Annotated in this window: 15 protein-coding genes; 6 read left to right on the plus strand and 9 right to left on the minus strand. The window is 52.8% G+C overall.

Going from position 1 to position 14,320, the window contains the following annotated elements; translation table 11 throughout:
• From ED901_RS08570 to ED901_RS08580, 3 genes are all read left to right on the plus strand, one after another.
• Nucleotides 1–1,963 (plus strand): phage tail tape measure protein (locus ED901_RS08570; protein WP_122095646.1); only part of this gene is annotated, 1,963 nt, incomplete at its 5' end.
• A gap of 10 nt (nucleotides 1,964–1,973) precedes the next feature.
• Nucleotides 1,974–2,438, plus strand: a complete 465-nt coding sequence (locus ED901_RS08575) for a phage tail protein (RefSeq protein ID WP_122095647.1) — start codon at nucleotides 1,974–1,976, stop codon at nucleotides 2,436–2,438.
• Nucleotides 2,435–3,598: a phage late control D family protein gene (locus ED901_RS08580; RefSeq protein WP_122095648.1), complete on the plus strand. Its 1,164-nt coding sequence runs from the start codon at nucleotides 2,435–2,437 to the stop codon at nucleotides 3,596–3,598. Before ED901_RS08575 ends, ED901_RS08580 begins: the two co-directional genes overlap by 4 nt.
• Before the next feature lie 15 nt (nucleotides 3,599–3,613).
• Here the strand turns inward: ED901_RS08580 and ED901_RS08585 are convergent, their stop codons facing one another.
• Nucleotides 3,614–3,949, minus strand: coding sequence for a hypothetical protein (locus ED901_RS08585; protein ID WP_122096094.1), 336 nt, complete (start codon nucleotides 3,947–3,949; stop codon nucleotides 3,614–3,616).
• Between the two features lie 104 nt (nucleotides 3,950–4,053).
• Between ED901_RS08585 and ED901_RS08590 the strand changes: the two genes are divergently transcribed.
• Together ED901_RS08590 and ED901_RS08595 are read left to right on the plus strand one after the other, a co-directional pair.
• On the plus strand, nucleotides 4,054–4,275 hold the full coding sequence (locus ED901_RS08590; protein ID WP_112168840.1) for a DNA-binding transcriptional regulator: 222 nt from the start codon (nucleotides 4,054–4,056) through the stop codon (nucleotides 4,273–4,275).
• 137 nt (nucleotides 4,276–4,412) lie between these two features.
• On the plus strand, nucleotides 4,413–5,468 hold the full coding sequence (locus ED901_RS08595; RefSeq protein ID WP_122095649.1) for a tyrosine-type recombinase/integrase: 1,056 nt from the start codon (nucleotides 4,413–4,415) through the stop codon (nucleotides 5,466–5,468).
• 314 nt (nucleotides 5,469–5,782) lie between these two features.
• On the opposite strand, the gene ED901_RS08600 is transcribed toward ED901_RS08595, so the two are convergent.
• From ED901_RS08600 to ftnA, 4 genes are all read right to left on the minus strand, one after another.
• Nucleotides 5,783–6,121, minus strand: a complete 339-nt coding sequence (locus ED901_RS08600; RefSeq protein ID WP_235533464.1) for a YebY family protein — start codon at nucleotides 6,119–6,121, stop codon at nucleotides 5,783–5,785.
• Nucleotides 6,122–6,168: 47 nt separating this feature from the next.
• Nucleotides 6,169–7,053 carry a copper homeostasis membrane protein CopD gene (copD, locus tag ED901_RS08605; protein ID WP_122095650.1) on the minus strand — a complete coding sequence of 295 codons (885 nt, stop codon included), beginning with the start codon at nucleotides 7,051–7,053 and terminating at the stop codon, nucleotides 6,169–6,171.
• Nucleotides 7,054–7,056: 3 nt separating this feature from the next.
• The gene (gene copC / locus ED901_RS08610; RefSeq protein ID WP_205965095.1) at nucleotides 7,057–7,443 is read right to left on the minus strand and encodes a copper homeostasis periplasmic binding protein CopC; all 387 of its coding nucleotides are present in this window, start codon (nucleotides 7,441–7,443) and stop codon (nucleotides 7,057–7,059) included.
• 136 nt (nucleotides 7,444–7,579) lie between these two features.
• On the minus strand, nucleotides 7,580–8,086 hold the full coding sequence (gene ftnA, locus ED901_RS08615) for a non-heme ferritin (RefSeq protein WP_056778943.1): 507 nt from the start codon (nucleotides 8,084–8,086) through the stop codon (nucleotides 7,580–7,582).
• Between the two features lie 406 nt (nucleotides 8,087–8,492).
• Between ftnA and ED901_RS08620 the strand changes: the two genes are divergently transcribed.
• On the plus strand, nucleotides 8,493–8,723 hold the full coding sequence (locus ED901_RS08620; protein ID WP_056778941.1) for a DNA polymerase III subunit theta: 231 nt from the start codon (nucleotides 8,493–8,495) through the stop codon (nucleotides 8,721–8,723).
• 32 nt (nucleotides 8,724–8,755) lie between these two features.
• Here ED901_RS08620 and pip read toward each other — a convergent pair whose 3' ends face one another.
• The 4 genes from pip to dbpA form a co-directional block, all read right to left on the minus strand.
• Nucleotides 8,756–9,712 (minus strand): prolyl aminopeptidase, encoded by a 957-nt coding sequence (gene pip, locus ED901_RS08625; RefSeq protein WP_122095652.1) that lies wholly within the window; start codon nucleotides 9,710–9,712, stop codon nucleotides 8,756–8,758.
• Nucleotides 9,713–10,159: 447 nt separating this feature from the next.
• Entirely contained in the window at nucleotides 10,160–12,199 is a 2,040-nt protein-coding gene (locus ED901_RS08630) for a S9 family peptidase (RefSeq protein ID WP_122095653.1), read from the minus strand.
• A 120-nt stretch (nucleotides 12,200–12,319) separates the two neighbouring features.
• Nucleotides 12,320–12,685 carry a protein YebF gene (gene yebF, locus ED901_RS08635; RefSeq protein WP_122095654.1) on the minus strand — a complete coding sequence of 122 codons (366 nt, stop codon included), beginning with the start codon at nucleotides 12,683–12,685 and terminating at the stop codon, nucleotides 12,320–12,322.
• Nucleotides 12,686–12,849: 164 nt separating this feature from the next.
• Complete coding sequence (gene dbpA, locus ED901_RS08640) at nucleotides 12,850–14,232, minus strand: ATP-dependent RNA helicase DbpA (RefSeq protein ID WP_122095655.1); 1,383 nt, start codon at nucleotides 14,230–14,232, stop codon at nucleotides 12,850–12,852.
• Between the last annotated feature and the right edge of the window lie 88 nt (nucleotides 14,233–14,320).

The following is a 14,320-nucleotide window of genomic DNA, read 5'->3' on the forward strand; positions in this document are numbered from 1 at the left end:
CATCACTTTTGATAAAGAGATGTCCGGCACACAGGCGATCCTCGGGCTGGATAAAACCGACAAAAAGCTGGCGGCTATCCGGCAGCAGGCGCGCGACATCGGCGGAAGTACGGCATTTTCTCCGATGGACGTTGCGCGCACGCAGGGCGTACTTGCCCGCTCCGGTTATAGCGCCGACTCCATTCTCAGCTCAACCGAATCCACGGTGAACCTGTCGCTGGCTTCGGGGATTGATATCGCCGACGCCGCCGACATCGTCACTAACATGCAGTCGGCGTTCAACATCCCAATGGATCAGATTAAGCGCGTCTCTGACGTGATGACCAAAGGGTTTACCAGCTCGAACACCAACCTGATTGAGCTGGGCGAGGCGATGAAATACGTGGCACCTATCGCCCAGGCGGCGGGTGCCAGTATCGAAGACACTACCGCGATGCTCGGCGTGCTGGCGGATAACGGCATCAAAGGCAGTATGGCGGGCACCGGTGCCAGCGCGATGTTTAGCCGGTTGCAGGCACCGACGGGGCAGTCACCGGCGGCGCTGAAGGAGCTGGGGATCAGCACGCGGGATAAGAAAGGCAACATGCTGCCTGTTCAGAAAATCCTCACCGACATCAACGCCTCATTCAAAAGGAACAAGCTCGGGACGGCGCAGCAGGCCGAATACCTGAAAGTGATCTTCGGTGAAGAGGCGATGAAAGGCGCGGTGAAGCTGGTGGAGGCCGCAGGCAACGGCAGGCTGACCGAAAAGAAAACCGCGTTGGAAAACTCACGGGGTTCGGCGGCGTCGGTCGCGAAAGTGCAGACTGATAACCTCGACGGTGACTTGAAAAACATGCAGTCCGCGTTTGAGGATTTGCAGATTGAGACCTTCGATAAACAGGATTCCAGCCTGCGAAAACTGACGCAATCCGCGACTGACTGGCTCGGCAACGTGGGCAAATGGGTGAAGGCCAACCCGAAGCTGACCGGCACTATCGTTAAGTCAGCGCTGGCGGTGACGAGCCTGGTTGTCGGCCTCGGCGTGCTGGGCGTGGTGGTCGGTCCGGTCGTGAAAGGTCTGGGTTATATCGGCATGGCACTGAAAGGCGTGGGCACCGCGCTGCTGTGGATGGGACGCGCCGCGATGGCAAACCCGCTGCTGGCCGTGGTCGCACTGGTCGCGATGGCGGCGATTTATATCTGGGCGAACTGGAGCACGCTGGAGCCGAAGTTTAAAAAAATGTGGGACGCGATTGCCGCCTGGACGACCGAAGCCTGGGCAACCATCACCGACTGGCTGACCGGCACCTGGAATAGCATCGTTGCCGGTGTGCAGGGATTATCGGATAAGTTCGCGGCGGTCTGGACGGGCATTAGAGACGGGGCAAAAACCGGATTTACCGCCTTTGTCGATTATCTCAAATCCTTTGGGCAGAAGATTATCGACGTGGTGAAAAGCCTGCCAGGCAAATTTAAAGAGGCGGGCAGCAACATGATCACCGCGCTGATGGACGGAATTGCCGCGAAGTGGCAGGCGCTGAAAGACAAGCTTTCCAGCATGACGGATTTTCTGCCGGACTGGATGAAATCGGACGGCGATAAAACCATTTCGGTGAGCGTCAGCAATAGCCTGCCGAAACCGGCGGAAGGACTTTCTTCCCCTGCGCAGTTTTACGGCACCGGCGGCGAAGCTTACGGCTATGCGGGCATGTTCGATAAAGGCGGCGACATTGCCGCTGGTGAAGTCGGCATTGTGGGCGAGAACGGCGCGGAGCTGGTACGCGGTCCGGTGAGCGTCACGGGGCGTCGGGATACGGCGGCGCTGATGCGTAATCAGGCTCCGGCTGCCGCCCCCACTTTCAACGTCTACGCCGCGCCCGGACAAAGTGCGAAGGACGTCGCCGCCGAGGCAATGCGTTTATTTGAAGATTACATGCGCCGCCAGCGTTCTGCGGCGCGCAGCTCAATGAATTACGGCTAAGGGGGTTTCTATGATGCTGGCTTTGGGAATGTTCGTGTTTATGCTGCAAACCCTGCCCTATCAGAGTTTGCAACGCTCGGCGGAATACCGCTGGCCGACCAATGACCGGATCGGCCTGCGCGCCGCGCCGCAGTTTCTCGGCCAAGGGGATGAAAAAATCACCCTGACCGGCACGCTGCTGCCGGAAATTACCGGCGGCAGGCTGAGCCTGGACGCGCTGCGCCTGATGGCCGACCAAGGCCGCGCCTGGTCGCTGATTGGCGGCAACGGTGCGATTTACGGGATGTTCGTGGTGGAAAGCCTCAGTGATGAACATTCAGAGTTTTTCGCTAACGGTGCCGCCCGCAAAATTGAGTTTACGCTGAGCCTCAAGCGGGTGGACGAAAGCCTGACCGCCATGTTCGGCGACATCAAAACTCAGGCGGGCGGCATTGCCAGCAACGCGCAGAAGTATGCAGGCGGGCTGCTGTCATGATGCCTACAATCGCAATGGATAACGGCGCACAGATTGCGCCGGACTATATGGTTAAACTCGCCGGTTCAGACATCACCGCTGATATCAGCAGGCGACTTATTTCGCTGTCGCTGACCGACAACCGCGGCTTTGAGGCTGACCAGCTCGACATCGAACTGAATGACGCGGACGGGCTGATGCAGATGCCCCCGCGCGGCGCGGTGCTGAGCGTCTTTCTGGGCTGGAAAGGTCATGCGCTGTTCCATAAGGGTGAGTTTACGGTGGATGAAGTGGAGCATAGGGGCGCGCCGGATACGCTGACGCTGCGCGCCCGCAGCGCCGACTATCGCGGCAGCCTGAATTCCCGCCGCGATAACTCATATCACGATACAACGCTGGAGGCGATAGCCTCCGCCGTCGCGGCGCGAAACAGTCTCCAGCCCGCCGTCGCCGAGTCGCTCAAGGGTGTGAAGGTTTCGCACATCGACCAGACGCAGGAAACCGACGCGGCTTTTATCACCCGTCTGGCCGAGCTGAACGGCGGGGTTGTCGCCATCAAGGCCGGGAAACTGATTTTTATTAAGCCAGGCTCAGCCCTCACCGCCAGTGGCAAACCGATCCCGCAAATGACGCTGACCCGCAGCGACGGCGACGGCCATACGTTCAATATTGCAGACCGCGATGCTTACACCGGCGTCTCGGCCACCTGGCTGCATACCAAAGAACCAAAGCCCAAAAGGGTAAAGGTACAGCGGAAGAAAAAAGAAAAGCACCTGCGCGCCCTACAACATCCGGCGGCTAAAAAGACCACGGCGAAAGCACAAAAAGTGCCGGAGGCGAAAGAAGGTGAATATTTGGCGGGCAGTGATGAAAACGTGTTTGCGCTAACGACGGTCTACGCCACGCAGAAGGCCGCCATGCGGGCAGCACAGGCCAAATGGGACAAGCTACAGCGTGGCGTCGCACAGTTCTCTATCTCACTGGCTCGCGGACGTGCCGACCTGTTCCCCGAAACCCCACTGGCGGTGTCAGGCTTTAAAGCAGTGATCGACGCACAGCCATGGATAATCAGCAAGGTCACGCACAGCCTGAACAATGGCGGATATACGACCGGGTTGGAACTGGAGGTGTTGTTGTCAGATGTAAGTTATGAGGCATCGGAAAGTGGCGAGGCGTATTAGCGCCTCGTTCTTTTGTCAAGATTTTGGTGTAAACACCCACTCACCCGGTGAAGAGTATTCGGTACCATCATCATCCATAACTTTCGCATTTAGAACTTTAGCGACTTGAAGCATTTTCAAATACAAGGCTGTATCAGGCCATTTCGTTGAGATATTGCCATTACACCACTCAAGCCATGATTCTGGATAAGCGCTTTCACCAGACCATAATGCAAAGAACTCACCACTTGGCTCATAAATGGAAAACTCAGGATCGGTATTAACAACATTCAACCATTCTTCGCTGGAAATCTGACTATCTTCATTATCAGCCCAGAACTCAGCACGTGTGATATGAAATTCGACGCCCACTGCAACCTCTTTGTTTAATGTAAAACACTGTAATAGCGAGTGTATGATTTTCGAAATAACATACAATGATTGAATCTGATTTAAATGATTATATGGTGATTATTATGATGCATTGCCCCAAATGCCAGCACGCAGCTCACGCCCGTTCAAGCCGTTACCTCAGCACTAATACCAAAGAGCGTTATCACCAGTGTCAGAATATCAATTGCAGCTGCACGTTCAAAACTCATGAAACGATCGCTGATATTATTGTCGAGCCAGGAACCGTTCATGCCGTGCTGCTGCATCCGGATAAACATAGCCAGCAGTCGTTGCAAATGCACTGAGACGAAGCCCGCGAAAGCGGGTTTTTACTTTTATAGATTCAGTGAATTAATCCCTTTCCATGTATACGACTGACTAAATCAAACATTTACACTGTTTTTATATACAGTAAAATTCGCATTCTCAAAAGGAGGATGTGATGAGTGTAAGAAAGCTGTCTAACGGTAAATGGTTATGTGAGTGCTACCCGAACGGGAGTGGAGGTAAGCGATGCCGCAGGCAGTTTGATACCAAAGGTGAAGCCGTTGCCTTTGAAACTTACACCATGGATCAAGCAAAGAACAAACCGTGGCTGGGTGAGAAGGAAGACCGGCGGAAGCTGAGCGAACTGGTCGATCTCTGGTACAGCCTGCACGGCTGCTCTCTGAATGATAAAAAGGGACGGCTGGGCAAACTGAAGATTATCAGCGCGGGAATGGGTGACCCGATAGCCAGTACCATCACGCCGAGAGACTGGGCGCATTATCGAGATCAGCGGCTGCGCGGTGAGATTGATAATGGCTACAGTACCAGTCTGGCGACCCGTAAGGTTTCGACCGGCACGGTGAACTGTGAGCACGCTTTCCTGCGGGCGGTGTTCAACGAGCTGAAACGCCTGGGGGAATGGTCGCTGCCAAACCCTCTCGAGAATATCCGCGAGTTTGATCAGCCGGAACGCGAAATGGCATGGCTGAACCAGGAACAAATTTTGCGGCTCATGGCTGCCTGTGAAGAGCATGGGAATGATGAATTAACGCTGATCGTTAAACTCTGTCTTTCGACCGGCGCACGCTGGAACGAGGCAGCCAAAATCAAAAGCTCGCAGATCTCCCCTTACAAACTCACTTTCATCAATACCAAAGGTAAAAAGAACCGTACCGTTCCCCTCGCCCGCCCGCTGTATGACGAGCTGATCGCTCGAAAAGGTGTGCCCTTAGCGCCCTGCTATAAGCAGTTCTATCGGGTGATCAGGCTGGCGGGAATCGAATTGCCGGAAGGTCAGATGACGCACGTTCTAAGGCACACGTTTGCCAGTCACTTCATGATGGCCGGCGGCAACATCATCGTGTTACAGCGCATCCTCGGGCACTCCGATATCCGCGTCACGATGCGTTACGCACACTTCGCTCCCGATCACCTGGAAGACGCAATTTACATGAATCCGCTGGCTCAAATCAGTGGCGATAAAATGGCGATGGGGAATCCAAATGAGTAACATTGAGGGTAAGTAGAATTGAGGTAAGTGCTTGTTTTAAATGTAAGTTATTGATTTTAAAAATCAACAAAAAAAAGACCGAATACGATTCCTATATTCGGTCTAGGGAAATGGCTCTTGGGAGAGAGCCGTGCGCTAAAAGTTGGCATTAATGCAGGCTGCTAAGCCGTACAATGTAAAGGATAGCCGACAGCTGACTATTTTCCACTCAACTCGTAACATAGTGATAATAACAATGCTGTATTATTTTCATTATGTGACAACATTCGCAAAGCATGAGTTTAACAACAGTCACTTATTAGCCGCACAGCAACTCAGCAGAGTGATTCCGCTTTGGTGATAAATGGCGCGAGGCTCATTTTTTGTCCCGGATTCTGCGGGTCATCAAGCCAGATTTTTTCAAGCGGAACCGCCTGAACCTGACGATTTTTCACCTGTTCTTTCGCCACATCGTTCAATGGATATTGCGCCAGTGTGCTGTCGTTAATCACATATAACGCATGGCCGGGACGGCACTGCAGCATCACCTCTTCCCGGGTGAAAGCCCATGCCTTGCCGTATTGTAAACGGCTGACGGTTTCCAGTTGTGGCGCGGCCAGACTGCTGGCGGACAAGGTCAGCAATACGCAGGCAAGCAGTGATTTCCTCATGATATTTCCTCGGTAATAATTTTATTCTTAATACGTTATTAATAACTGTTTCAGCGCGGTGCCAGCGTAGCAAAAAGGCTCACCAGCAGCAGAACGATCAACGCCAGAGCCCATTCTATCCGGGTCATCAGCACAAAACGTCGTTCGGCCTGCTCGGGTTCTTTGCTCATCAGTGGTACCAGATGATAACGGTTATATACGGCGACGGCGGCCATTATGCCAACCAGCACGATTTTGATCTCAAGCAGACACTGGTAAAGCGACGTCATATCCGTCGGCCAGCGTTGCAGGATAATGGCAGTGTTGGCGATGCCGGTCAGTATCACCAGCGCGACTGCCGCGTGGCCCCAAGTCGAAAAGCGGATAAGCGTGGCAATAGCGTAAGGCCGGACTTCAGGTTTTCGGGCGTAGAACATGCATGTCAGCAGCGGGAGCAAACAACCAAACCAGTAGGCGGCGCTAAGCAGATGAACCATATGATTGAGGCGCTGCACCAGCCCTAATAACCCCTGATGCATGGCGGCATGGCCTATCAGCGCCTGACTGAGCAGCAGGCCAAGCGAGCACAGAAATACCAGCAGGTTGCGAACCGGAAGCCAGTCCATCAGTAACACCAGCAGCAGCGCAGCAGTCAGCAACAAGTGCCAGCGCCATACTTCGCCAAAAGTGGTGGTCAGCACCAGCAACCAGACATTCAGGTTCAGGCCATCACTCCAGCCATTGCCCATCAGCGCAGCCTGAATCGCCAGCATTCCGACAGAGGTGATCGCGGCGACCACGCCGGACCACATCATCAGGGTCTGATTTCTTTGCAGTAACATCCCCGAAAAGCCGGCAGGCGCCAGCAGGGAGCAAAACACACTCAACCCGAAAATTTGCATCAGCGACGCAAAGTGGGCAAACCGGCACAGGACGAACAGTGCAGTCAGGCTCATAACTTATTTAACGGTAAAACTGTAGTTACCGTGGGTTTTATGACCGTCAACTGACACCACGTTCCACGACACCGTATATTTGCCGGATGTCAACGCATCAGGCAGAGGAACGACTGCCTGGGTATTGTCATTGGCAGCCAGTGTCATCGCGCCGGTTTTAACAGCTTTTTTGGCGGCGTCTGCCAGGGTGATTTTGCTGAAGTTCGGTTCGATACCTTCACTGAACCCAAGAGAGAGTTCGGTCGGGCTGGCAGTCAGAACGGCGTTCGCAGCGGGAGTTTGGGTTTTAAGATGTGCATGCGCGAGGGCTTGCTGTGAGATAAATCCGCTCAGCAATACGGCTGAGACTGCCATGGCACGGCAAAGAGAGGAGGTTTTTTTCAACACGATAGTTCCTTGGCTTGCGTAATGATGAATTTATAACGCCGCCACTTTATCGCAATCCCATGTAAAACGTTTGTCATAAATGCATAAAAAAACGCAGAAGCCGGAGCATTCTGCGTTTTATGACCATCACAAACCGGGTTTATACGGCCGGGGCTTGTGCCGCCATGGTTTTAAGATCTTTATCGACAAAGAACAAGCCGTTGCCGGTGTTGCTGACCAGAGCCAGCTTATCGAGAACAGATTTGAACAAGGTTTCTTCTTCATGCTGCTCTGCCACATACCATTGCAGGAAGTGGAAGGAAGAATAGTCTTTCAGCGTCATCGCCAGATCGGCCAGTTCGTTAATTTTTTGTGTGATCAACTGCTCATGCTCATAGGTCTGCATGAACAGATCAGACAGGGATTCGAAGCTGACCGGCGGTGCGGCGATAGCGCCCAGCAGCGGCAATGCACCTGTATCACTGACATATTTGAACAGGCGGTGCATGTGATCCATTTCTTCCATCGAGTGCTTTTTCAGAAACGCTGCCGCGCCTTCGTAGCCTTTGTCACTGCACCATGCACTCATCTGCAAATATAAATTGGCTGAATAAAATTCAAGGTTCAGCTGTTCATTAAGCTGATCGATCATTTCTTTTTTAAGCATGATGCGGCTCCATAAAATAATTAAGGCAGGCGGATGTGTTTATTTACCCGCATTATGCCCGTATCAATACAAAATAAGAACAGCCAATTCACATTATTATCCATACAGGCAACATTTAAAAATAATTCATTGATATATATGTACTTATTTTTATCGTAAATATCCAATAATGATAACCATTCACAACTAAATGTATATTAAAAAGAATCATTCCTATTCGCGAAATTAATTAAAAGCATGTTGATGAATATAATTATCACTTCCATAACCTGAATAGTTCTTATTTACTTAAATTGCATTTAACGAAAATGGATTTTTGAGCGGAACATAAAAGTGAGGCAACGACGTTCACCCCGACGATGTGCTCGGGTACAATGCGCGCAAATGAGATGCACGGGAGGTTGCAATGAGTATCAATCTGGCAGAAATCAGTAAAGATGAGATGGATCGGATTAACATCGATCTGGCGGCTTCAGCGGTCGCTTTCAAAGAGCGTTACAACATGCCCGTTGTGGCAGAAATGGTAGAACGGCAACAGCCTGAACATCTGCGCACCTACTTTCGTGAGCGTGTGATGCATTATCGCGGGGAATCCCATAAATTCTCCCGTTTACCTTATGAACCGAAGCAAAAGTAACGCAGCTTTAGGCAAACGGGAGGGGAAAGCGATTACCGGCGGGTGGCGAATTGCTGGTTGGTACGAATCAGCTGATCGAGGATCCCAGGCTCATCAAATGAGTGCCCTGCCCCTTCGATAATATGAAGTTCAGCTTCCGGCCAGGCTTTCGCCAGGTCCCAGGCGTTTTGCACCTGACAGGCCATATCATAGCGACCATGTACGATCACCGCCGGGATATGCCGGATACGGTCAACGTTACGTATCAACTGGTCATCACTGTCTAAAAAGCCAAGATGCGTGAAGTAATGGTTCTCGATGCGGGCGAAGGCCAGCGCAAAGTTATCCTCACCAAATGACGCCGAACCTTCCGCAGGCAGAAGCGTGACCGTCTCCCCTTCCCACAAGCTCCAGATTTTTGCAGCCTCGAGCTGCACTGCGCGATCGCTGGATGTCAGGCGTGCGTGATAAGCGGCGATAACATCCTTGCGTTCTTCCTCGGATAAAATAGAGAGGATACGCTGCCATTTTTCAGGGAAGAATCGCGACGCGCCGTCCTGGTAATACCAGGTCAGCTCCTGTTTGCGCATGGTGAAAATACCGCGCAACACCATTTCACTGACGTGTTCGGGATGGGTCTGGGCGTAAGCCAGTGCCAACGTGGAACCCCACGAGCCACCGAAGACCAGCCATTTTTCCACGCCCGCCAGCTTTCGCAGACGCTCAATATCTTCAACCAGATGCCATGTGGTGTTGTTGTCTAGGCTCGCATGGGGTGTGGAGCGCCCGCAGCCACGCTGATCAAACAGCATGACGTCATAATCATTGGGATCAAACAGCTGGCGATGTACCGATGAACAGCCGCCGCCCGGCCCGCCGTGAATAAAGACAGCCGGCTTGCCTTTCGGGTTTCCGCTGCGCTCCCAGTAAACCTTGTGACCATCGCCGGTATCGAGCAAGCCGCTGGCATAAGCCTCACACGGAGGATACAACCCTTTTAATTTTGGCATGACATTTCCTGTTCTATTTGGCCAGAGTATTGATAGATGTTTTTACAACTCAATAACAGCGCATCGGCCAGCCAACGACAAGTTGTTCTGCATCAAAATCGAATTTTTGTATGCTGTTCGCATACTTATCACGCAATTTCTTCAGGAACTCCCGGTGATGAACCGCAAGGCATGACTGTAAAGTCCTGTCAGAAACAAGAAGGGACTTGCAACCTGAGCCAATTTGGCACTAAATAGACGGGCAACCCAATCCACCAGCTTTAAAGAGAGGCAATCATGAGTAAAGGAATGGATAGCAAAAAGAATGCGAAGAAAAAGCCATTGAAAACCCCTGCCGAAAAAAAGGCTGATAAAAAAGCCAAGAAAGCATCTGCTTAACAATGTACTTCGTAGAATAAACCCGCTCAGCGCGGGTTTTTTTATGGGATTTTTTCAGGACTTGCAGGCTCAGTTTTTTGCCGCCAGCGCCAGCACAAAGGCGTATTCCAACGCGATATCTTCGTAAGCTTTGAAACGGCCAGATTTGCCGCCGTGGCCGGAATCCATATCCGTGTGCATCAGAAGCTGGTTGCTGTCCGTTTTCACATCACGCAGTTTCGCCACCCACTTTGCCGGCTCCCAGTATTGCACCTGAGAATCATGCAGGCCGGTGGTGACCAGCATGTGCGGATATGCCTGGGCGCGCACCTGATCGTACGGGCTGTATTGCAGCATGTAGTCGTAATAGGCTTTGTCGTTCGGGTTACCCCACTCGTCATACTCGCCGGTGGTCAGCGGGATAGATTCATCCAGCATCGTTGTCACCACATCAACAAACGGAACCTGCGCCACGATGCCGTGATACAACCCCGGTGCCTGATTGATGATAGCGCCCATCAGCAAGCCGCCTGCGCTGCCCCCCATGGCGTACACTTGTTTCGCATCGCCATAACCTTCAGCGATAAGTTCTTTGGTCACGTCGATGAAATCGTTGAAGGTATTCAGTTTGTTGAACAGTTTACCGTCGTCATACCACTGCTGACCGAGCTCTGCGCCGCCGCGAATATGCGCCAGAGCAAAAACAAAACCGCGATCTAACAGGCTGAGGCGGCTGCCGCTAAACGCCGGATCCATGCTGCTGCCGTAGGAGCCGTAGCCATAAAGCATCAGCGGATTCTGGTGCGGCTTAAATAACTCCGCGCGGTAAACCAGTGAAACCGGTACTTTCACGCCGTCGCGGGCAGTGACCCAAACACGTTCACTGCGATAGTTCGCCGGATCAAAATCTTTCACTTCCTGCTGTTTGAGTAAGGTGCGTTCCTGCGTATCCAGATCCAACTCAAATAACGTACTCGGCGTGGTCATGGAAGAGTAGCCATAGCGCAACAGCGAGGTGTCCGGGTCGGGGTTATAGGCCAGCCAGGTGGTGTACGTCGGGTCGTCAAACGCCAGCGACTTTTCCTCACCGGTCTGCCAGTGGATCTGGCGCAGATGTGTCAGCCCCTGCTCACGCTCTTCCACGACCAGCCAGTCACGAAACAGGCTAAAACCTTCGAGCATCACTTCATCGCGCGGCGCAATCAAAGCCTGCCAGGCGGACTCTTCACCGCGGTCACTTTGATACAGGCCAAAGTTTTTACCGTCTTTATTAGAACGGATATAAAACTTGCCGAGGTAATGATCGAGTGCATATTCGTGATCTTTCCGACGCGACAGAAAGACCTGAGGTGTCGCCTGCGGATCGTCGGCATCCAGCAGCAAAATCTCCGAGGTGGTGGTGCTGTCGAGATGGATCAGAATGTATTTTTCTGACGTGGTTTTATCCAGGCCCACATAGAAGGTGTCGTCTTTTTCTTCGTACACCAGTTTGTCTGTTTTCGGGTCGGTGCCGATAACGTGGCGATAAACCTGATACGGCAGCAGCGTTTTTTTGTGTTTGCGCACGTAATACAGCGTCTGCGAATCGTTGGCCCATTCGCTGCTGCCGGAAGTGTTTTTCAGCAGATCGTCGGTCCAGGTTTCGTCATCCAGATTTTTGATGCGGATGTCGTACTGGCGGCGCGACAGAAAATCTTCAGCAACGGCCATCAGTTTGTTATCACGGCTGATATCCAGCCCGCCCAGCGTATAAAACTCGCTGTCTTTGGCGCGTTCATTACCGTCGATCAACGTGCGCCAGTTTTCCGTCTCGTCTGCAGGTTGACGAAGATAGAGTGCGTATTCGTTGCCCGGCTCATAGCGTGTCTGATAACGGAAACCGTGTTTAATATAAGGAACGGAATGATCCTGCTGGGCAATGCGTGCCACCATCTCGCCATAAAGGGTTTCACGCAGCGCCTGATGCGGCTGCATGGCCTGATCGGTGTAGGCATTTTCGGCGGTCAGATAGGCCAGAACCTGAGGGTCGGTGCGGTCATCGTCACGCAACCAGTAATAATTATCGACGCGTTCATCGCCGTGTACGCTCAGGGTTTCAGGGCGTTTTTCAGCCTTTGGAGGTGTCATCATCGCGGGATCTCTTTGTCCTCTTAGTGGTGTGGTAAGAGTGACAGGTTTATGCGGGGAAACCAAGGGACGGAAAAGAAAGGAATAATGCGTCCGCTGGCTGGCAACGGACGCAGGAAATGCTTAAACGGGTGCGCTGTAGCTGATTTCGCCAAGCTGACAGTTGAGCGTCACCTGATAAGTTTTGTCGGTGTGATCGCCACGAACTTTCAGCGGGATCTCCCAGCGGGCATTATCGCCGCTGATACTGTCCGGAACGACCCACGCCACCGGTGTGGAAGTCCCGAGGGTTTTCTTATCGGCATCCCAGCGCGGAATACGGTTTTGCAGGAAATCACGTTTAACCAGCGCTGCAATCTCATCTTTGCTGGCGGTGGAACAAGGTGCGACCGTCGCCGTTCTGACTTCAGGTTCAGCGGCCAGCGCGATCTGACTCATCCCGCTCATTCCTGTTAACGCTATTACCACGCCTGTGATCATCTTTTTCATTGTGCGTCTTCCCGCTTTTTGTCGATCGTTATCACTGACCTTGCAGGATCCATATCCCTACAACTGACAAGGTCATCGCTTGCGTCAGATAATATAATCCTCAACAAGGTAATAACACAACATTAACAATAAGACCTGCAACGCAAAAGCGGGATGAAAATCCGTTAACGCAAGATAATAGCCTTACAGTTTTTGCCTTTGATCTTACCTTCCTGCAAACGCTGTAACGCTTTTTTGGCGCTTTTCTGACGGATAGCCACGTAAGCGTGGATCGGGAACATATCGATTTTACCCACTTCCGCAGCCGTCAGACCCGCTTCACCGGTCAGAGCACCGAGGATATCGCCGGGACGAATTTTGGCTTTACGCCCCCCGTCAATGCACAGCGTCGCCATCTCAGGATCGAGCGCCACCGGTGTCGCTGCCAGCGCCTGCGCTGCGGGCTGCCAGGTAAAGGTCTGACGGGTATAATCTTCCAGCGCGTGCACCCGCACCATCTCCTGTGGCGTCACCAGACTGACCGCCAGACCGCTGGTGCCTGCACGGCCTGTACGACCGACGCGGTGAATGTGCACTTCAGGATCGAAAGAGAGTTCGTAGTTGATGACCAGACCGAGATCTTTGATGTCCAGCCCGCGCGCAGCCACGTCAGTCGCCACCAGTACGCGGCAGCTGCCGTTAGAGAAACGCACCAGCACGCGGTCACGGTCGCGCTGTTCCAGATCGCCGTTCAGCGCCAGTGCGCTGATGCCTTTACCGGAAAGTGCATCACACACGTCCTGGCAGTCACGTTTGGTATTACAGAACACCACACACGACGTCGGCTGATGCTGATACAGCACCGCCGCCAGCAGGGACAAACGCTGATGTTTATCGGCTTCGATGAAGACCTGCTTGATATCAGCAACATCTTCCTCGCCTTCAATTTCGACTTTCAGCGGCTGACGCTGAAATTTAGAGCTGATGCGCTCGATGCCATCCGGATAGGTCGCGGAGAACAACAGCGTCTGACGGGCTGGCGGTGTATAGCTGACCACATCTTCGATATCTTCGCTAAAGCCCATATCCAGCATGCGATCGGCTTCGTCCAGCACCAGCACTTTCAGCTGATCCAGTTTCAGGGTGCCTTTACGCAAATGTTCCTGGATGCGGCCCGGCGTGCCCACAACAATGTGTGGCTGACGAACCAGAGATTCCAGCTGTGGCCCGATGGACTGGCCGCCGCACAGGGTCAGGATTTTGATGTTCTGGGTGAATCGCGCCAGACGACGTAACTCTTTACTGACCTGATCCGCCAGTTCACGGGTCGGACACAGCACCAGCGCCTGCGCGTAGAACTGTGCCACGGTGATGCTGTTCAGCAGGCCGATACCGAAGGCTGCCGTTTTACCGCTGCCGGTTTTAGCTTTCGCCAGGACGTCCTGACCTTGCAGGATGGCAGGCAGAGAAGCGGCCTGAATCGGGGTCATTTCGGCATAACCCAGTTCGGTCAGGTTAGAAAGTTGCTCAGCGGGCAATGTCAGGGCTGAAAAGGAATGCGTGCTCAAGGCGATAACTCTTTATGTGAGGCAAAAATCAGGGCAGCGGCAGAAGGTCTGACGCCATGGTTTGGCTAAATGATAACAGAGACGCCCG

This window comes from Rahnella sp. Larv3_ips (assembly GCF_003697865.1).
Classification (GTDB): domain Bacteria; phylum Pseudomonadota; class Gammaproteobacteria; order Enterobacterales; family Enterobacteriaceae; genus Rahnella; species Rahnella rivi.